The 18,053-nt window shown below is 68.6% G+C and carries 15 protein-coding genes, 1 pseudogene and 2 CRISPR repeat arrays; of the genes and pseudogenes, 6 read left to right on the forward strand and 10 right to left on the reverse strand.

Going from position 1 to position 18,053, the window contains the following annotated elements:
- Nucleotides 1-13: 13 nt before the first annotated feature.
- From P7L68_RS05240 to P7L68_RS05255, 4 genes and pseudogenes are all read right to left on the reverse strand, one after another.
- On the reverse strand, nt 14-1,195 hold the full coding sequence (locus P7L68_RS05240) for an acyl-CoA dehydrogenase family protein (RefSeq protein ID WP_371999613.1): 1,182 nt from the start codon (nt 1,193-1,195) through the stop codon (nt 14-16).
- Nucleotides 1,179-2,597, reverse strand: a complete 1,419-nt coding sequence (locus P7L68_RS05245) for an NtaA/DmoA family FMN-dependent monooxygenase (protein ID WP_371999615.1) — start codon at nt 2,595-2,597, stop codon at nt 1,179-1,181. Before P7L68_RS05245 ends, P7L68_RS05240 begins: the two co-directional genes overlap by 17 nt.
- 652 nt (nt 2,598-3,249) lie before the next feature.
- Nucleotides 3,250-4,026: pseudogene (locus P7L68_RS05250) on the reverse strand (NtaA/DmoA family FMN-dependent monooxygenase); the annotation flags it as partial.
- A 593-nt stretch (nt 4,027-4,619) separates the two neighbouring features.
- A CRISPR array of direct repeats spans nt 4,620-4,914; the repeat unit is 33 nt; unit sequence CGTTTCAATCCACGCACCCGCAAGGGTGCGACC.
- A 317-nt stretch (nt 4,915-5,231) separates the two neighbouring features.
- The gene (locus P7L68_RS05255; protein ID WP_371999617.1) at nt 5,232-6,149 is read right to left on the reverse strand and encodes a LysR substrate-binding domain-containing protein; all 918 of its coding nucleotides are present in this window, start codon (nt 6,147-6,149) and stop codon (nt 5,232-5,234) included.
- A 152-nt stretch (nt 6,150-6,301) separates the two neighbouring features.
- Between P7L68_RS05255 and P7L68_RS05260 the strand changes: the two genes are divergently transcribed.
- Complete coding sequence (locus P7L68_RS05260) at nt 6,302-7,054, forward strand: SDR family NAD(P)-dependent oxidoreductase (protein WP_371999985.1); 753 nt, start codon at nt 6,302-6,304, stop codon at nt 7,052-7,054.
- 14 nt (nt 7,055-7,068) lie between these two features.
- Here P7L68_RS05260 and P7L68_RS05265 read toward each other — a convergent pair whose 3' ends face one another.
- Nucleotides 7,069-8,022: an alpha/beta fold hydrolase gene (locus P7L68_RS05265; protein ID WP_371999619.1), complete on the reverse strand. Its 954-nt coding sequence runs from the start codon at nt 8,020-8,022 to the stop codon at nt 7,069-7,071.
- Between the two features lie 241 nt (nt 8,023-8,263).
- On the opposite strand from P7L68_RS05265, the gene P7L68_RS05270 reads away from it, so the two are divergent.
- From P7L68_RS05270 to P7L68_RS05280, 3 genes are all read left to right on the forward strand, one after another.
- The gene (locus P7L68_RS05270) at nt 8,264-9,049 is read left to right on the forward strand and encodes a VOC family protein (protein ID WP_371999621.1); all 786 of its coding nucleotides are present in this window, start codon (nt 8,264-8,266) and stop codon (nt 9,047-9,049) included.
- A gap of 100 nt (nt 9,050-9,149) precedes the next feature.
- The gene (locus P7L68_RS05275) at nt 9,150-10,352 is read left to right on the forward strand and encodes an acyl-CoA dehydrogenase family protein (protein ID WP_371999623.1); all 1,203 of its coding nucleotides are present in this window, start codon (nt 9,150-9,152) and stop codon (nt 10,350-10,352) included.
- A 16-nt stretch (nt 10,353-10,368) separates the two neighbouring features.
- A complete protein-coding gene (locus tag P7L68_RS05280; RefSeq protein WP_371999625.1) occupies nt 10,369-11,568 on the forward strand; it encodes an acyl-CoA dehydrogenase family protein in 1,200 nt (399 codons plus the stop codon).
- Between the two features lie 66 nt (nt 11,569-11,634).
- Here the strand turns inward: P7L68_RS05280 and P7L68_RS05285 are convergent, their stop codons facing one another.
- Nucleotides 11,635-12,048, reverse strand: coding sequence for a hypothetical protein (locus P7L68_RS05285; RefSeq protein WP_371999627.1), 414 nt, complete (start codon nt 12,046-12,048; stop codon nt 11,635-11,637).
- On the reverse strand, nt 12,045-12,752 hold the full coding sequence (locus tag P7L68_RS05290; RefSeq protein WP_371999629.1) for an AAA family ATPase: 708 nt from the start codon (nt 12,750-12,752) through the stop codon (nt 12,045-12,047). The genes P7L68_RS05285 and P7L68_RS05290 overlap by 4 nt, the downstream gene beginning before the upstream one ends.
- A 440-nt stretch (nt 12,753-13,192) precedes the next feature.
- A CRISPR array of direct repeats spans nt 13,193-13,550; the repeat unit is 31 nt; unit sequence GTCGCACCCTTGCGGGTGCGTGGATTGAAAC.
- Between the two features lie 419 nt (nt 13,551-13,969).
- Here P7L68_RS05290 and P7L68_RS05295 point away from each other — a divergent pair.
- A complete protein-coding gene (locus P7L68_RS05295; RefSeq protein ID WP_371999631.1) occupies nt 13,970-14,134 on the forward strand; it encodes a hypothetical protein in 165 nt (54 codons plus the stop codon).
- Entirely contained in the window at nt 14,131-14,382 is a 252-nt protein-coding gene (locus P7L68_RS05300; protein WP_371999633.1) for a hypothetical protein, read from the forward strand. The genes P7L68_RS05295 and P7L68_RS05300 overlap by 4 nt, the downstream gene beginning before the upstream one ends.
- Before the next feature lie 27 nt (nt 14,383-14,409).
- Here P7L68_RS05300 and mtnC read toward each other — a convergent pair whose 3' ends face one another.
- Genes mtnC through mtnB form a run of 3 tightly spaced genes read right to left on the reverse strand, consistent with a single transcriptional unit; the run spans nt 14,410 to nt 16,371 of the window.
- Nucleotides 14,410-15,210, reverse strand: coding sequence for an acireductone synthase (mtnC, locus tag P7L68_RS05305; RefSeq protein ID WP_371999634.1), 801 nt, complete (start codon nt 15,208-15,210; stop codon nt 14,410-14,412).
- Complete coding sequence (locus P7L68_RS05310) at nt 15,200-15,745, reverse strand: acireductone dioxygenase (RefSeq protein ID WP_371999636.1); 546 nt, start codon at nt 15,743-15,745, stop codon at nt 15,200-15,202. The genes mtnC and P7L68_RS05310 overlap by 11 nt, the downstream gene beginning before the upstream one ends.
- Nucleotides 15,742-16,371 (reverse strand): methylthioribulose 1-phosphate dehydratase, encoded by a 630-nt coding sequence (gene mtnB / locus P7L68_RS05315; protein ID WP_371999637.1) that lies wholly within the window; start codon nt 16,369-16,371, stop codon nt 15,742-15,744. Before mtnB ends, P7L68_RS05310 begins: the two co-directional genes overlap by 4 nt.
- Between the last annotated feature and the right edge of the window lie 1,682 nt (nt 16,372-18,053).

An 18,053-nucleotide genomic window follows, 5' to 3' on the forward strand; every position in this document is an offset into this window, starting at 1 on the left:
TCTTCCGTCGTCGTCAGCTATAGCCGTCGGGCGGCGGATAGCGCCCGTTCAGGGCGTAGTCACCAACCTCCAGCACCTTGTACACCAGCGGGTCGTGCAAGGTGTGGGTCCGGGCATCCCGCCAGAACCGGTCGAAGGCATGGCGGTTATGGGTCGCACGGGCCCCCATGGCGTCGTAGATCTTCGTCGCCACGTCAAGGCTCAGGCGGGCAGAAAATACTTTTAAGGTTGCGACGTCAATGGCTGCATCACCCCGAAGTTGGATATCGAGCACCGGCCGCGCCGCCAGCAGCCGCTCGACCTTTTCCGCAGCACGATCCGCCAGCGCCAGCGCCGCCTGCAGCCCGGTCCAGATCTCGCCGAACTGGCTGATCACCAGCGGGTCGTCGGCCGCGCGGGCATGGCCCGATGCCGGCCATGCCCGGGTGCTCTGCCGGACATAGTCGCGTCCGGCCCGGAAGGCGCCAAGGGCGAAGCCCAGATACAGATTGGCGAACATCAGCTGGTTGACCGGCACCCGCACCGCGGCGGCGAAGTCGCGGTCGCCCTCGCGCCGGTCGGGCAGCACCTCGGCTTCGGCGACGGGGACGTCTTCCATGGTGAAACCGCTGCTGTCGGCCCCGGCCAGGCCCAGCGCATCCCAATCGCGATCGCAGCTCAGCCCCGGCGCATCGGCGCGGAGCCAGGCGGTGACGGTCTCGCCGGTATCGGTGCGCCGGCCCCAGACCGACAGCCGCTCGGCAAAGGCCGCCCCGGTGCAGAAGCTCTTGCGGCCATTGACCCGGAAGCCGCCATCGGCGGCCGGCGTGATGCGGACATCGTCGTCGCGCGGATTGGCGACCCCCGCCGCCCACAGCCGGTCGCGGCCGATTTCGGCCAGCCGTGCCGCCCGGCGCGGGCCGGCGCCGATATCCTGGTGGATCAGGTTCATCGAATGATAGCCGAACAGCGTGCCGACCGATCCGTCGACCGCGGCCAGCTCCCGCGCCACCGCCACCACCACCGGCCAGGGGGCGCCGCCGCCGCCGAATTCTTCGGGCAGCACCATGGTGGCGAGCCCGCGTCGCTTCAGCAGCGCGATCTGGGCCAGCGGCGGCGTCCGCGCCCGGTGGCGCTCCGCCACATCGCGGGCCAGCTCCGCCGCCACCTCCTCTGCAAGTGCTTCCCATGCCCTGCGGTCACGCGGCCCCGTCATTCGCCCCTCCCCTGCCCGGCGCGCCCCTGTCCTGTCCGGTACGCACGGCGGCCGCCGGATGCCCGGCCCCAAGCCGCGGCCCCCGGCCGAACAGCTTCTCGCGCAGCGTGCCCTCGGCATAACTGGTCTTATAGAGCCCGCGCGCCTGCAATTCCGGCACCAGCAGGTCGGCCACATCGATGAAACTGCCCGGCGCCACGGTCCGGACCAGGTTGAAGCCGTCGATCCCGCTGTCCGCCACCCGCCGGCCGATCTCTTCGGCAACCTCGCCCGCCGATCCGATCAGCGGCCGGAACCGGCCGCCCAGCGCCAGGCCGGCCAGCAGCCGGCGCACGGTCGGCGGCCCCTCCCCCTCGCCACCAAGCCCGGCCAGGATGGAGCGGATGGCATTGCCGCCGCCGGGCGGAATGGGGATCGGCGCATCCGGGTCCAGGCTGCCGAAATCGATGCCGGTTGCCGCCGACAGCTGGGCCAGGGCCGCTTCGGGCACGGCATGGGCGGCATAGTCGCGGTATTTCTCCACCGCCTCGGCCCGCCTGCGGCCGATCACGGTCTGCAAGGAGCCGAAAATCTTCACCGCCGACCGGTCGCGCCCGGCAGCCGCCAGCCGGTCTTCGATCCGCTGCACGATGGCGCGGGTGCCGGGGCCGCCATCGGCGGGGATGAAGATGCATTCGGCATGGGCGGCGGCGAAATCCAGCCCGCGCGCCGAGGCCCCGGCCTGGAACAGCACCGGCGTGCGCTGGGGCGAGGGCTCGGCCAGATGGATGGCGTCCAGGCGGAAATAGGGGCCGTTATGGCGCACCGCCCTCACCTTCGCCGGGTCGGCATAGCGCCGGGTGGCGCGGTCGCGGATCACCGCATCATCGTCCCAGCTCGCCTCCCATAGCTTGTAGGCGACCTGCATGAAATCATCGGCGCGATCGTAACGGTCGTCATGCGGCAGCGTGCCGGCGGCACCGGTGGCGCGCGCCGCACTGTCCAGAAAGCCGGTGACGATGTTCCAGGCCACCCGCCCGTCGCTCAGATGATCCAGGGTCGACATCCGCCGGGCGAACAGATGCGGCGGCTCGGCCGAGACGTCGGCGGTGATGCCGAAGCCCAGATGCCGGGTAACGGCGGCCATGGCGGGCACCAGCACGGCCGGATCGTTCACCGGCAGCTGCACCGCCCGCTCGATCGCGGTGGCCGCCCCGCCGCCATGAACATCGTAAACCCCGGTGACATCGGCCAGAAACAGCCCGTCGAACAGCCCCCGCTCCAGGATCCGCGCCAGCTCCATCCAATAGCCGATGCGGCGATAGCCGGTCGCCCGATCCTCGGGATGGCTCCACACCCCATGGGCCAGATGGCCGACCGCATTCATCTCGAAAGCATTCAGCAGGACATGCGGGGGCGCCAAGACCGATCCTCCGGAGGGGCGGGATATCGTCTTGTGAGATTATTTTGTCAAAATGATTCGCGCAACGGGAGATGATCTCGCGGCTGAAGATCATCGCCTGCGGGCGGCCACGATCGGCCCCGGCATGCGGCGCCAGCGTGACGGGCAGATCGCGCACCGGATGCCGGTCATTCGAAACCGGGCACAGCATCGACGCGCGCGCCTTCGGGCACCGGAAGCTCGACACCGCCATGCCCGCGATGCCGCCTGAGGCAGGCGGATCTCTCCGCTTCCGGTTGACGCTTCTGTCCGGCGCGCCGCCTGCCACCTTCTGCGCAACATTTCCACCGTCATCCCGGCGAAGGCCGGGATCCAGGTTCCTCTCCGCCCGAAGAACGCCGACCGACCTGAACCCGGCCCTGACCAGAGGTTCCCCCTGATCGCTGACGGCCTGGTTCCCGCCAGGCGATCACCGTCCAATCCTGTGGAGGCCTACCTGGATCCCGGCCTTCGCCGGGATGACGGGATTTTCTTTCAGGGATAATTGGTTGGGTCTGATCGTGCATCAGACGACGGGGCGAGAGATGCGAAGGCACCCCCATTGCTGGGGGTGCCGTTTCAATCCACGCACCCGCAAGGGTGCGACCGGTGTCCTGACCCAAGCGTGCCGCTGCACGATGGCGCGGGTGCCGGGGCCGCCATCGGCAGGGATGAAGATGCATTCGGCATGGGCGGCGGCGAAATCCAGCCCGCGCGCCGAGGCCCCGGCCTGGAACAGCACCGGCGTGCGCTGGGGCGAGGGCTCGGCCAGATGGATGGCGTCCAGGCGGAAATAGGGGCCGTCATGGCGCACCGCCCTCACCTTCGCCGGGTCGGCATAGCGCCGGGTGGCGCGGTCGCGGATCACCGCATCATCGTCCCAGCTCGCCTCCCACAGCTTGTAGGCGACCTGCATGAAATCATCGGCGCGATCGTAACGGTCGTCATGCGGCAGCGTGCCGGCGGCACCGGTGGCCCGCGCCGCACTGTCCAGAAAGCCGGTGACGATGTTCCAGGCCACCCGCCCGTCGCTCAGATGATCCAGGGTCGACATCCGCCGGGCGAACAGATGCGGCGGCTCGGCCGAGACGTCGGCGGTGATGCCGAAGCCCAGATGCCGGGTAACGGCGGCCATGGCGGGCACCAGCACGGCCGGATCGTTCACCGGCAGCTGCACCGCCCGCTCGATCGCGGTGGCCGCCCCGCCGCCATGAACATCGTAAACCCCGGTGACATCGGCCAGAAACAGCCCGTCGAACAGCCCCCGCTCCAGGATCCGCGCCAGCTCCATCCAATAGCCGATGCGGCGATAGCCGGTCGCCCGATCCTCGGGATGGCTCCACACCCCATGGGCCAGATGGCCGACCGCATTCATCTCGAAAGCATTCAGCAGGACATGCGGGGGCGCCAAGACCGATCCTCCGGAGGGGCGGGATATCGTCTTGTGAGATTATTTTGTCAAAATGATTCGCGCAACGGGAGATGATCTCGCGGCTGAAGATCATCGCCTGCGGGCGGCCACGATCGGCCCCGGCATGCGGCGCCAGCGTGACGGGCAGATCGCGCACCGGATGCCGGTCATTCGAAACCGGGCACAGCATCGACGCGCGCGCCTTCGGGGACCGGAAGCTCGACACCGCCATGCCCGCGATGCCGCCTGAGGCAGGCGGATCTCTCCGCTTCCGGTTGACGCTTCTGTCCGGCGCGCTGCCTGCCACCTTCTGCGCAACATTTCCACCGTCATCCCGGCGAAGGCCGGGATCCAGGTTCCTCTCCGCCCGAAGAACGCCGACCGACCTGAACCCGGCCCTGACCAGAGGTTCCCCCTGATCGCTGACGGCCTGGTTCCCGCCAGGTGATCACCGTCCAATCCTGTGGAGGCCTACCTGGATCCCGGCCTTCGCCGGGATGACGGGATTTTCTTTCAGGGATAATTGGTTGGGTCTGATCGTGCATCAGACGACGGGGCGAGAGATGCGAAGGCACCCCCATTGCTGGGGGTGCCGTTTCAATCCACGCACCCGCAAGGGTGCGACCGGAGGCGCCCTTGGCAAGGACGGCGGCCGCGCGTTTCAATCCACGCACCCGCAAGGGTGCGACCAGCGCCAGGCCTCTACGCGGACTGGCGCTCCGCTGTTTCAATCCACGCACCCGCAAGGGTGCGACCCGGTGGGGGCCGCGCGTCGACCACACGGTGGCCGTTTCAATCCACGCACCCGCAAGGGTGCGACCCTGGAGCGGATCGACAAAGAAATCGACGACATCGCGTTTCAATCCACGCACCCGCAAGGGTGCGACCCCACCCCCTCTTAATATCCTGAATCCGGGCCCAGAAAAAGGCGATCCGCGCGAACCTCGTCTGGGTGTCATACCTGGGAATAAACATGCATACATTGTGTTATTTAATCCCTTGAAATCCCGATGATATTTTTCCCGCGAACCCCCCGGGGTTTTTACGGGAGCTTGAGGTTCGCGGGCGCGGCGGTACAGATCCGCGATCACCCCGGATGGCCATGGCGAGCGTGCCGCCGGCTGATCTGTCCGGGCTGGCACCGGCCACGTTATCGCGCATCGCTCCCGGCAAAAGACGGCATCGGGCGATGCCGGACGCATGCGTCAACCCGGCTGGCCGGGCCGGCCGCCAGAGGCGGCGCGTGCGGCGATGAGCTGGTCGATGTTTTCAAGGAAGGCGTGCAGCACCGGCGAGGGATTGTCCGCCCGATAGCCGGCCGCAATCTCGATCACCGGCGGGTTGCCGGCAAGCGGCCGGCTGACCAGCGATCGCGGCAGCAGGGGCTCCACATAGGCCGGCAGCAGGGTGACGCCGCCGGTGGACGCCACCAGCGAAATGCCGGTGGCGATGCCGTCCAGCAGATGCCTGGGCCTGACCACCACCCCGCGGTCGCGGAGATAGCGGGTCGCGATGTCGCGCAGCACATGGGGCGTGTCGGCATAGCCGATGAACGAGGCCGGATCGATGTCGCGGACATCGATCGCCGGCCGGGCCGCCAGCGGATGATCGCGCGGCAGGACGACCAGGATCGGCTCGTGCGCGATGACCTTGTAGGTGACGTCGGGCTGCGGCTCCACCCGGCAGAAGCCGAGATCGATCTCGCCGCGCTGGATGGCGGCCCCGATCTCGGGCGAGAAATCGCTCATGACCCGGAAATCGATGTCCTTCAGCTGCCCGCGCAGCAGATGGGTCACATGGGACAGCCAGTCGACCTCCTGCCCGGTCAGGAAGCCGACCGCGAAACCCGGCTTGGACGGGCGGGCGGCGCGCCTTGCGGCGGCGACCGCATCGGCGGCGGACTGCAGGGCGCGCCGCGCATGCTCAAGAAAGGCCTGGCCGGCGGGGGTCAGCGCCACGCCGCGGGCGCTGCGGATGAACAGGGTGGCGCCGACCTCCTGCTCCAGATCGCGCAGCTGGCGGCTCAAGGACGGCTGGGCGGTGTGCAGGCGCCGCTCGGCGGCCACCGTCAGGCTGCCCTCTTCGGCCACGGCGACGAAATAGCGGAGGTGACGCAGTTCCATGTCATCCCATGCCTGAAAGCTATGGCTTCCACATATAACAGGTCGTTCTCCGCCCGCAAACCAGCAGGTATGAAGGGAACCCAGACACCCACATACCTGCCTGTCGGGCATGACCCGACATCCGGAGACACAACATGACCACGACCTGGGCCATGCCCACCATCTCGATCGTCACCGGCGGCAGCCGCGGCCTTGGCCGCAACACCGCCCTCAGCATCGCCCGCCGCGGCGGCGACGTCATCCTCACCTATCGCAGCCAGCTTGCCGAAGCCGAGGCCGTGCTGGCGGATATCCGGGCGCTGGGGCGCCGGGCGGCGGCGGTTCAGCTGGACACCGCCGACATCGCCGGCTTCCCCGGTTTCGTCGACCAGATCCGCGCCATCCTGGCCGGCTGGGGCCGCGACCGGGTCGATCATCTGGTCAACAATGCCGGCCATGGCGAAATGGTCGCCTTCGCCGAAACCACCGAGGCGCAGTTCGACCGGATCTTCGATGTCCATGTGAAGGGCGTTTTCTTCCTGACCCAGGCCCTGCTGCCGCTGATCGCCGATGGCGGCCGGATCGTCAATTTTTCATCCGGCCTGACGCGGGTTTCCTTTCCGGGCTTCGCCGCCTATTCGGCGGCCAAGGGCGCGGTGGAAATCCTGACCGTCTATCTGGCGAAGGAACTGGGCCATCGCGGCATCACCGCCAACACCATCGCCCCCGGCGCCATCGAAACCGACTTCCTGGGCGGCGCGGTGCGCGACACCCCGGCCTATAACGAGGCCTTCGCCGGGATGACCGCGCTTGGCCGCGTGGGTGTGCCCGACGATATCGGCCCGGCGGTGGCGAGCCTGCTTAGCCCCGACAACCGCTGGGTCACCGCCCAGCGCATCGAGGTTTCGGGCGGTCAGACCATCTGATCAGCCCTCGCCCATCATCGCGACCCGGTCTCATCGCGACCCGGTCTCATCGCCACCCGGTGGATCGCCGCCACCACGCGGCCGTACACCCAGGGCGGCAGGTCATGGCCCAGCCCCTCGATTTCGAGCAGGGTGGCCCCCGGGATCGCGGCCGCGGTGTCGCGACCGGCCGCGGGCGGGATCAACGGGTCGTCGGTGCCGTGAACGACCAGGCCAGGCGCGGTGACCCCGGCAAGCCGGCTGCGGCGGTCGCCGGCGGCGATCATCGCGGCCAGCTGGCGCGCGGTACCGCCGGGGGCGCGGCCGCGGCGAAGCTCGTCCAGCAGCAGCGCCCGACAGGCGGCGGCGTCGAAGGGCCGGCCGGTCCCCGCGATGCGGCGGGCGAAGGCCAGGCCATGGGCCAGGAAACCCTCGGGATCGATGGCGGGATCCGGCGCCGGGCCGAGCAGCAGGGCCAGAACATCCGGCGCCGGCCCGGCCACGGCCGGATTGCCTGTGCCTGACATGATCGAGGTGAGCGAGCACACCCGATGCCCGTGGTCGCTGGCCAGGATCTGCGCGATCATGCCGCCCATCGACCGGCCGACGACATGCGCCCGCCCGATGCCCAGCGCATCGAGCAGCCCCACGGCATCCCCCGCCATGTCGTCAAGGCTATAGGGCAGATCCGGCCGCCGCCCGACCCCGAGCGCCCCGATCACCGCGCCAATGTCCGGCGGCGGGCAGTGGTCGAGATGGGTGGAGCAGCCGGTATCGCGGTTGTCGAAGCGGATCACCCGCCAGCCGCGCGCCGCCAGCGCCCGGCAGAAGGCCCCTGTCCAGCGGATCATCTGCGTGCCCAGCCCGGCGATCAGCAGGATCGCCGGATGGTCCGGATCGCCGAAACTCTCCCAGGCGATATCGACCGCGCCGATCCGCGTGATCGCCCCCACCCGCACAATCGCCGGGGTCTGGTCGTGACCGGCCATGATCCTGCTCCGCCGTGACGCATGTTCTGCACCGGCGGATATCTGGCCGGGGGCGGCTGCGCTGTCAATATTACCCGGGTAAAATTCTGCGGCGCCAGATCCCCGTATCAAACCGCCGGGCGAAGATCCCCTCACCTCCCGTCTTGGCTCGCGGCCCGAAACCATGGATGATCGTCAGTCGAGGGACGTCGCCCGACCTCTGGTCGCAAGACGAGAACGTCCCCAGGGAGGATTTCGAACAATGTTTCATCGATTGCGACAGATCTGTCTGGTCGCGCGGGATCTGGATCCGGTGGTGGCGGAGCTTTGCGACGTCTTCGGTGTTGCGGTCTGCCACAGGGATCCCGAGGTCGGGATGTTCGGGCTGCACAATGCCCTGATGCCGCTGGGCCACGGCTTCATCGAGGTGGTGGCACCGCTGGCGCCCGGCAAGGCGGCGGCGGCGGAACGGCATCTGGACCGGCGCGGCGGCGATGGCGGCTATATGGTCATCACCGATACCGACGATCTGGCGCGCTGGGAACCGCATCTGGCGGCGACGGGGGTGCGCATCGCGGCACCGCTGGAAATGGGCGCCTATCGCGGCCTGCAACTGCATCCGCGCGACACCGGCGGCGCGCTGCTGGAGATCAACACCACCCGCGGCAATACCGGCCCCGACGGTGCGGCGATCGATGCCCCTTACGGCCCGGCCGGGCCCGACTGGCAGGCGCATATCCGGACCGGCACCGTCACCGGCATCACCGGCGCCCGGCTTCAGGCCGCCGATCCCGAACGGCTGGGGCGGCGCTGGGCGGAGATTCTGCGCCGCGATCTCAGGCCCGAAAGCGACGGATGGGCGCTCGACCTCGACAATGCCCGGATCCGCTTCGAGCCCGACCGGGACGGCCGGGGTGAGGGGCTGGGCGGGGTGGATCTGGCGGTCGCCGATGAAGCCGGCCTGCGGCGGCGGGCGGCCGCCCGCTTCCTGCCGGTCGTGGATGATCATGTCGTGATCGGCGGCGTGCGGTTTCATATCGGGGGCTGAGTCCCCCCTCCCCTTCCCTTCCCTTCCCGTCCCTCCCCTTCCCGTCCCTCCTCTTCTCTTCCCGCCTCTTCCCCCCTTGTCCTTTCCGGAACACCCGACCATGGATCTGAGCTACAGCGCCGAGCAGGACATGCTTCGTGACAGCGTGGCGCGCGTGATGCGCGACGCCGGTTCCTTCGCCGATCGTCAGAAACGGGTTGCCCGGGCCTGGCAGGCGGGTGCCGCCGCCGCCGAGGCCCGCGCCGCCCATGCCGGGCCGCATTGGCAGCGCTTCGCCGAACTGGGCTGGCTGGCGGTGCCCTTCGCCGAGGCCGATGGCGGCATCGGCGGCGGTGCGGTCGATTTCGGCATCGTGATGGAAGGCATCGGCCGGGCGCTGGCCATCGAGCCGCTGCTGCCCACCGTGCTGGCGGCGCGGCTGGTGGCGGCGCTGGGCGATGCGGCGCAGAAGGCCGGCTGGCTGGCCCCGGCGCTCGACGGCCGCCGGCGCCTCGCCTTCGCCTTCGCCGAGCGCCAGGCCCGCTATGACCTGACCGACTGCGCCACCACCGCCCGGCAGGCGGATGACGGCTGGGTTCTGGACGGGCGCAAGGCGGTGGTGATCGGCGGCCATGCCGCCGACGGTTTCGTGGTGGTCGCCCGCAGCGCCTGCGGCCGCACCGACGCCGAGGGGCTGTCGCTGTTCCTGGTAGAAGCCGACGCACCGGGCGTGGAGGTGATCGCCTATCGCACCAACGACGCCACCGGCGCCGCCGATCTGGTGCTGAACGGGGCGGCCCTGCCCGCAGATGCCCTGCTGGGCACAGCCGGTGCCGCCGCCGGCCCGATCGAGGCCACGATCGATTTCGCCATCGCCGCGGTCGCCGCCGAAGCGGTGGGGGCGATGGCGGCACTCTGCGAGCAGACGCTCGACTATCTGAAAACCCGCAAACAGTTCGGCCGGCCGCTGGGCGACAATCAGGTTCTGCAGCACCGCATGGTCGACATGGTGATCGCGACCGAAGAGGCGCGCTCGGCGGCACTTCATGGCGCGCTGATGGCCGAAGACCCCGATCCGGCGGCCCGGTCGCGGGCCCTGTCGCTCACCAAGATCGAAATCGGCCGCACCGCGACGAAGGTGGGCCAGGAGGCGGTGCAGCTGCACGGCGCCATGGGTGTCACCGCGGAGCTGGCGATCGGCCATTATTTCAAGCGCCTGACCGCAATCGCCGCCAGTTTCGGCGATGCCGACTGGCATATCCGGCGCATCGCCCGCATCGACGCCGCCGCCCCCATCCGCGGCCTGAACCGACCCGCGGCCTGAACCGGAGACGCCCCCCATGGACATCAAGCTTTCGCCCGAGGATCAGGCCTTCGCCGACGAGGTCCGCGGCTTCATCCGCGACAATCTGCCGGCCGATATCGCCGACAAGGTGCGCCGCGACATCCACCTCTCCAAAGACGATTACATGCGCTGGCAGCAGATTCTGGGCGCCCGGGGCTGGCATGTGTTCACCTGGCCCGAAGCCCATGGCGGGCCGGGCTGGACGATCACCCGGCGCTATCTGTTCGAGGTGATCTCGGCCGAAATGGACTGCCCGCTGATCCAGCCCTTCGGGCCGCGCATGGCCGGGCCGGTGATCTTCACCTTCGGCAATGACGACCAGCGCGCCCGCTTCCTGCCCGGCATCCGCGACAGCACGGTCTGGTGGTGCCAGGGCTATTCCGAACCGCAATCGGGCTCGGACCTCGCCTCGCTGGCGACGCGGGCCGAGGATCGGGGCGACCATTATCTGGTCAACGGCCAGAAGATCTGGACCACCTATGCCCATTATGCCGACTGGATGTTCTGCCTGGTCCGCACCGCGAAGGAAGACCGGCCGCAGAAGGGCATTTCCTTCCTGCTGATCGACATGACCACCCCCGGCATCACGGTGCAGCCGATCCCGATGCTGGAGGGCACCCATTCCTTCAACACCGTGTTCTTCGAAGACGTGAAGGTCCCGAAAGAGAACCTGATCGGCGTCGAGGGCCAGGGCTGGACCTATGCCAAATTCCTGCTGGAGCATGAACGGGTCGACAATGCCGCGATCGGCGTCACCAAGGCGGCGCTGCGCCGGGTGAAAGAGATCGCCGCTGCCGAACCCGGCGACGGCGGCCGGCCGCTGATCGAGGACCCGCTGTTCCACGCCCGGCTGACCGCCGTCGAAGCGCAGCTGATGTCGCTGGAACTGGCGGCGCTGCGCACGCTGTCGGCCGTGGCGTCCGGCGCCTCCCCCGGCCCCGCCTCGTCTCTGCTCAAGATCCGCGGCACCGAGATTGCCCAGCGGATCAGCGAACTGGGCTCGGAAGCGGTCGGCTGGTACGCCCTGCCCTGGCAGCCGGATCTGCTCGACGGCAGCTCCAACGAGGCACCGATCGGCCCGGACCATGCCGGGCCGGCGGCGAATGCCTATCTCTGGCGGCGCTGCATGTCGATCTATGGCGGCAGCAACGAGATCCAGCGCAACATCATCGCCAGGCAGATGCTCGGGCTCTGAAAGCGCGGGGGGCAGGCAGGCGGGGAGTGGGCAGGCAGAGGGCGGGCAGGCGGGGTGGGCGGACCCTCAGGCGAGGCTCTTCGGATCCACCCGGCCTTCCTTCAGCAGCAGTTCCAGCGCCGCGACCGCCCGCTCGAAGGTGCGGGTCTTGGTCCATTCCCGCTCGGCGGCGATCTGGTCGAGCAGGGCGGCCGTGCGGGCATTGACGCGCAGGCTGACCGCCACCGTCGGCGGCCCCGGCGGGCGGCCGCGCGGCCGGGGGGCATAGTCTTCGGCCGGGCGCTGTTCGTGAACATCGCGCGGGTCGCGGCTGCGGAAGCCGGATTGTTCGGCCAGCGGCCGCACCAGTTCGCGGGTCAGCCGCGGATCATCGGCATGGCGCCGACCCGGGCGGAAATCGCTCAGATCGCCCAGCGGATCGGCCGCCGGGGCTTCGGGTTGGTCGGCGCCGAACAGGCTCGGCCGCTTGCGCTCGCTCATGCCCCCTGCCCTCCGGCAATGGCCGCACCCTGTTCCGCGGCCTCGTTTTCACGCAACAGCTGGATGACCGCGGCGGCATAGGCGCGGGCATTCTCGATCGCCTTGTCGACGCCGGCCACCTCCTTGCGATCCAGCGCCTCCAGCGTGCCGCCATAGGCGAGAAAGGCATCGAAGGCGCCGCGCTCGATCAGCTCCACCGGCAGGATATTGACCCCCGCCGCCTCCAGATCGTCGACGATCGCCCGCAGCGCCCGCGAGCGGATCGCGGCGCTGGTGCGGGTCAACAGCACGCAATGCGGGATGCGCCGGCGGAAGGCCTTTTCCTGGCGTTTCACCAGCTGGATCGCGCGCACCGCCTGCTTGCCGTCCAGCTGCTTGGCCTGCAAGGGGATCAGCACCAGATCCGCCCGGCCGATCGCATAGGCGACAACGGTCGAGGCGGTGCCTTCCAGATCGACCAGCACGAAGGCATGGGTCTCGGCCGCGGCATCGATGGTCTCGACGATGTTGTGTTCACCGATATCGCCCAGCACGGTCAGGTTCTCGGGCTTGCCCGGCAGGGCGGCCCAGTCGGTGATCGGATGGTTCGGATCGGCATCGATCACCGCCACTTTGGTGCGCGCCGCAAGCTCCGTCCCCAGGACCAGCGCCGAGGTGGTCTTGCCCGCCCCGCCCTTCGGATTCGCGAATGCGATGATCGCCATGGGAAACCCCCCTCCGGCCCGCCGGGGCCGCCTGTTCCAGCCGCAAAAGATCCGCCGCAAAAGATTGGCCGCCAGAGATTGGCCGGCGCCAGCCCGGCCGATCCCGTTGCCGCATCATAGCGCGCCGGGCGGCAGGAACAAGCGGGAACCAGCTTCCGCAAGATGTTTCCTGATTGATCTGGTTTTTTCTGGCAAAAAATATGGACCACCTGAACACCTCCCGGCCAGCGACCAGCGACCCGCACACCCACCGCCCATGCCGCCCGCGAACCCCAAGCTCCCGCAAAAATCCCGGGAGGTTCGCGGACGAAATTATCCCGCTTTTTCAGCGCGTTAAATTGTACACTTCATGCATGTTCATGCCGGTGCATGGCCTCCAGCGGGGGTTCGCGCGGATCGCCTTTTTCCGGCATCGAATTCAGGGTATTAAGAGGGGGTGGGTCGCACCCTTGCGGGTGCGTGGATTGAAACAGTTCCTTTAAATCAAAATTTTCATGAGCCCATGGTCGCACCCTTGCGGGTGCGTGGATTGAAACCGTTTGGACGCGCGTCCAGAGCGTCCAGGCCGGGAGTCGCACCCTTGCGGGTGCGTGGATTGAAACGATCCACCTCACGCCCGGCGGGCGCTGCGAACGAGTCGCACCCTTGCGGGTGCGTGGATTGAAACCGCGCCACTCGCCGACGAGGGTCGACCCGATGCCCGGTCGCACCCTTGCGGGTGCGTGGATTGAAACAGCCCGCCACGCCGATCCCGAGAACTGGTACGCGTCGCACCCTCGCGGGTGCGTGGACTGAACCCGCTTGATCAATGGCAGTCTTGAACCCAGCCCCTATCGTCGCACCGATCGCGACGGAGATGGCCCTGACAACGGTACCGGACGCCATGCAGTCCCTCGTTTTTCTGGTGTAGGTCGCGGCCGGGACGCGTCTCAGGCTGGCGGACGGGCAGCCGTTCACCGACGCATGGGCCGGGGCCTGGGCGCAGGGTCTGCTTGCCGGGCTCACCGCCCTGCCGGTGTCGCGGGTGCCGGAGCGGCGCCCCGGTTGACGCGATCCGATCCGATCACCGAATGCCTCGCGAGAGGGGCGCACAACGTCCCGGCGCCTCGCGCCTGCGGCCATCGGGCCGCGCCGTTCACGACCGGTTTGATATCGCTTGCAATATCGGGAACGCCGCCCGACATGGGTTTATAAGACTGATCCTCGATACGGCGACCATGGTCGCCGCCATCCGCAGCGCCGCCGGCGCCTCCTGCAAGCTGCTGGAGGCGGGTCTGACCCGACGGGTGACGCTGCTGGCGTCCGTGCCGATGATGTTCGAGTATCAGGCAGTGATGACCCGGCCGGAGCATCTGGCGGACGTCAGGTCTGACAGTGGATGAGGAAAAGTAACTTCGCGCTCCGGCTACAGCCCTCGCGTCTCGACGAGGCCCGCAAGGTGGCGGAAAGTGAGGGCGTGGCGCTCAATCAGTTCATCAACGTCGCGGTTGCGGAAAAGCTCTCCGCCCTGCGGACGGCCCACTATTTCGAGGAGCGTGCCGCCCGCGCCGACATCCCGAAGGCCCTCGACATCTTGAAGCGTGCAGGCCAGGGCAATCCGCCGGTCGCGGGTGACAGGCTGGACGATTGAGCCATCAGCCAGCCTTCACCTGCGGCATCATGCCGGGGGCTGACGGGTGCGGGCCGCAAAAGGATCGATCGCATCGAAATCCGCCGCAACCGGTACGCCGGTGTCGTCGGGCATGACCGGGCTGCCGGGGGTGCGGCTGCGGTCCAGGCGGATCACTGCCATGCCGGCGCTGCGGGCGGCGGCGATTTCACCCGGATGGTCGGACAGGAACAGGATGTCCGCCGGTGCCCGGCCCAGCGCGTCGGCAATGCTTCTATATGAGGCGGCGTCGAGCTTCAGGCCGGTGGCGGTATCGAAATTGTGCGAAAACAAGGGGTTGAGGTCGCCCGCCTCGGTATGGCCGAACAGCAGCAGCTGGGCCGCCACCGACCCCGAGGAATAGACCGCGAGCGTGGCGCCCGCCGCATGCCAGCGGCCGAGCGCCGCCGCAACCTCGGGGTAGAGATGGGCCCGGAGCGTGCCGTCGGCATAGCCATCGGCCCAGATCAGCCCCTGCAGGGTTTTGAGCGGGGTGATCTTGGCATCGGCGTCGATCCAGGCGATCAGCCGGTCGGCCAGGGCATCGATTTCCCCCGCCGCCCCCGGGGCCGCGGGCAGCACCCCGCCCTCGGCACGGATGCGGGCGCGGACATCCTCCAGCGCCGCCGCAACCTGGGCCTCGTCTGCATGGGCGTGCAGAAACCCGCGCAGCCGCGCGCGCGCGAAGGGGAACAGCACCTCGGAAACGAAGGCGATATCGGTGGTGGTGCCCTCGATATCGGTCAGGACCACCGGGCCGGCTTTGCCGCCTGCGGCCGGCCGGGCAGGTGCCGGGATGTCACTCGCCATGGCGCGGAAAGCCCTCGGCGATCGGGCTGCCGGTGAAGCGTGCCACCCAGCCCTCGGGGTTGGTGAACAGGCGGATCGCGGCGAAACGCGGCGTCGGGCCCATGTCGAACCAGTGCGGCGTGCCGGCGGGCACCGAAATCAGATCGTCGCGGCGGCAGAGCGTGCGGAACACCCGCCCGCCCAGATGCAGATAGAAGGTCCCCTCGCCTTCGACGAAGAAACGCACCTCGTCTTCGGCATGGGTGTGCTCGTCCAGAAACTTGCGGCGCAGCACCGGATGGTCGGGGTTGTCGGGGGTCAGGCGGATGACGTCGGCGGTGACATAGCCGCCCTCCGCCTTCAGCCGCGCAATCTCGGGCGCATAGGCGTCCAGGATCTCGGCCGCATCGCTTTCGATGCCGAGGGCATGGCGCGCGTCCCACCTTTCGAAACGCACGCCGACCTCGGCCAGCAGGCGGGCGATCGCCGCCGCATCATCGGTATCGGCGATCACCTGTGCGGGATCGGTATCGGCATGAACGACCAGACGGCTCATCCGGCAATCCTCCGCAAGTCGAGGGACAGTGAAAACAGGGCGTCGAAGGCATCGAGATGACGTTCGGCATCACCCGGCGTCGCCCCCCAGGCATAGATGCCATGGCCGGCGAGCAGATAGCCCGGCGCCGTCACCTGCCCTGCCCCGCGCAAGGCGGCCAGATGCGCCGAAACCCGCCCGGCCAGGGCAACCGTGTCCTGATCATTGGGGAAGACCGGTACGGTGACGGTAACGTCGTGGGTGGTGATGCCGGCAAAGGCCTTCTGCAACTCCCAGCCCGCCAGCTCCAGCCGGCCGGCATCGGCGCGCAGATGCGAGATCAGCATCGAGGCCGGGCTGTGGACATGGAAGATGGCGCCGATCGCCGGATCATCGCGATAGAGCGCCTGGTGCAGCGGCGTTTCGGCCGAGGTGCCCGCCGGCGCGGGACCGTCGATCGCAACCTCGGCCAGATCGTCGGCCACAAGCCGGCCCTTGTCGCGGCCCGACCGGGTGACCAGCATCCGGCCCGCATCCAGCCGCACCGAAAAATTGCCCGAGGTCGCCGGCACCCAGCCCCGCGCCGCCGCAGCGCGGCCGGCATGGATCACAGCCGCCGCCGCCTCGTCAAAACCCATCCCGCCCATCGCGTGTCGTTGTCTCCGGCAGTGGTCATTGGCTCATGGCCGGCCTCTTCCGGGCCGCGCCGACGCGACACCATCCTAGACAAGGGGGGTGAAGTGCAAAACGAAAAATTCCTGTTGATCACCTGTATTACACAGCAGAAGTTCGTCATTCATCCCCTGCCCGCCCGCGCGGCGCCGGGTTGATGGCTGGTGGCGGTTCTGTGTTCCCAGGATCAACCGCCCGCATCCACCTGATTATCGACCTTGATCTGCCGCTGTCGTGCCGGCCGGCCGCGAGAGGGCGGCAGCTTACCACCCGCAAAGCCCGGCTTCCACGCCGGCCGGCCGCGCCGGCGGCAGCTCGCCCATGCCTGAACCGGCCCGAACACGCCGCAACAAGCCCGAGCAAGCCTGATCGGCCCTGATCCTGCCTGATCCAGATTGCGCAAGACAGATCTGGCAGATAAGCGGTGCCACCGCCGATGCCGATGGGTCGCGGCGGGGCGGCGGGGCGGCGGGGCGGCGGGGCGACGGGGCGACGGGGCGACGGGGCGACGGGGCGACGGGGCGACGGGGCGACCACGCTGGCCAGTTATTCTTGATTGCGCAAGATTGTTCTTGCAGGAAATGGAAAGCACCAGCCGTTTCTGCGGCCGGATGCCGCCGGTCCGCCGGTATCCTCCCGCCAGCGGTGGCAGCGGCGGTGGTATCCCCCTTGCCGTCGAGACAGCGGCCCGGACCGCTGCTGCCATCCGGGGCGCGCTCTATGCGGCTGCCGGCCGGACATCAGGCAACCGACCCTGCGGCAGATCGGCCGCAAGGATCATGATCGAGCTTGCGCCAGTTTTATCTGGATTGATCTGGCTGGATCTATCATTCGCCGGGCGTGCCCCACCCTCTCCGCTTCCCGGCCAGGGCGGAGGGGCAAGAGGGGGCAGGGGGCGGCAGAGGGGCAGGGGAGCAGGGGGCCAGGGGAGGGGATGAGAGCTGGGGGAGCACCGCCTCAGCGGTGGTGCCCGGTCAATATACAGATTGCGCAATATATATCTGGCAGGAAATGGCTGTTGCCGGCCGGAACCAGACAGCACTGCACATCCTCTCCGCCCCGCCAGCCAGCTGCGGCCGACCCCGGGGCAGGGATGAGGGGTGGGGGTAGGGGGGCCCGGGGTACATCGGATGAAAACCGGGGGCCGGTCCACCCCGGCGTCCGCCCCGGCACCTGCCCTTGGGCGCGCCGCGCCCGGAACCTGGGGGATACGGCGCCCGTCCCGTCGCGGCCGGTATCGATCCAGCCAGTGCCAGCCAGTGCCAGCCAGTGCCAGCCAGTGCCAGCCAGTGCCAGCCGGCACGGGCTGCAAACAGATAGCGCCAGCTTTTTCCAGATTGATCTGGCAGGAAACAGCCATCACCAGCCCGATCCGTCCGGGGTCGCCGGCCGGCCATCCCGGGCTGGCGGCATCGGGTTGGCGGCATCGGATTGGCGGCACCGGGTTGGCAGTATCGGGCCAGATCCGGCGACAGACCATCTGATCCGGCAATATCGGGCCGGATCCGGCCATATCCTGCGGCATCAGGCCCGTTCCAGCGGGATCGCGCCTGTTCCTGCGATATCCGCCCCGATCACGCCTGATCCATCCGTTACCGGCTGGCTATAGAATGCGCTGTCTGTTTCAAGATTGCGCAATATTCTTCTGGCAGGAAAT

Origin of the sequence: Tistrella mobilis (genome assembly GCF_041468085.1) — a bacterium.
Lineage (GTDB): Bacteria > Pseudomonadota > Alphaproteobacteria > Tistrellales > Tistrellaceae > Tistrella > Tistrella mobilis_A.

Bases quoted from the DNA above. Each gene is read 5' to 3' on its own strand.
- P7L68_RS05255 (WP_371999617.1), bottom strand. From the start codon at position 6,149: ATGGAACTGCGTCACCTCCGCTATTTCGTCGCCGTGGCCGAAGAGGGC.
- P7L68_RS05240 (WP_371999613.1), bottom strand. From the start codon at position 1,195: ATGACGGGGCCGCGTGACCGCAGGGCATGGGAAGCACTTGCAGAGGAG.
- mtnB (WP_371999637.1), bottom strand. From the start codon at position 16,371: ATGGGCGGGATGGGTTTTGACGAGGCGGCGGCGGCTGTGATCCATGCC.
- P7L68_RS05295 (WP_371999631.1), top strand. From the start codon at position 13,970: ATGGTCGCCGCCATCCGCAGCGCCGCCGGCGCCTCCTGCAAGCTGCTG.
- P7L68_RS05290 (WP_371999629.1), bottom strand. From the start codon at position 12,752: ATGGCGATCATCGCATTCGCGAATCCGAAGGGCGGGGCGGGCAAGACC.
- P7L68_RS05270 (WP_371999621.1), top strand. From the start codon at position 8,264: ATGTTTCATCGATTGCGACAGATCTGTCTGGTCGCGCGGGATCTGGAT.
- P7L68_RS05300 (WP_371999633.1), top strand. From the start codon at position 14,131: ATGAGGAAAAGTAACTTCGCGCTCCGGCTACAGCCCTCGCGTCTCGAC.
- mtnC (WP_371999634.1), bottom strand. From the start codon at position 15,210: ATGGCGAGTGACATCCCGGCACCTGCCCGGCCGGCCGCAGGCGGCAAA.
- P7L68_RS05285 (WP_371999627.1), bottom strand. From the start codon at position 12,048: ATGAGCGAGCGCAAGCGGCCGAGCCTGTTCGGCGCCGACCAACCCGAA.
- P7L68_RS05310 (WP_371999636.1), bottom strand. From the start codon at position 15,745: ATGAGCCGTCTGGTCGTTCATGCCGATACCGATCCCGCACAGGTGATC.
- P7L68_RS05275 (WP_371999623.1), top strand. From the start codon at position 9,150: ATGGATCTGAGCTACAGCGCCGAGCAGGACATGCTTCGTGACAGCGTG.
- P7L68_RS05260 (WP_371999985.1), top strand. From the start codon at position 6,302: ATGCCCACCATCTCGATCGTCACCGGCGGCAGCCGCGGCCTTGGCCGC.
- P7L68_RS05280 (WP_371999625.1), top strand. From the start codon at position 10,369: ATGGACATCAAGCTTTCGCCCGAGGATCAGGCCTTCGCCGACGAGGTC.
- P7L68_RS05265 (WP_371999619.1), bottom strand. From the start codon at position 8,022: ATGGCCGGTCACGACCAGACCCCGGCGATTGTGCGGGTGGGGGCGATC.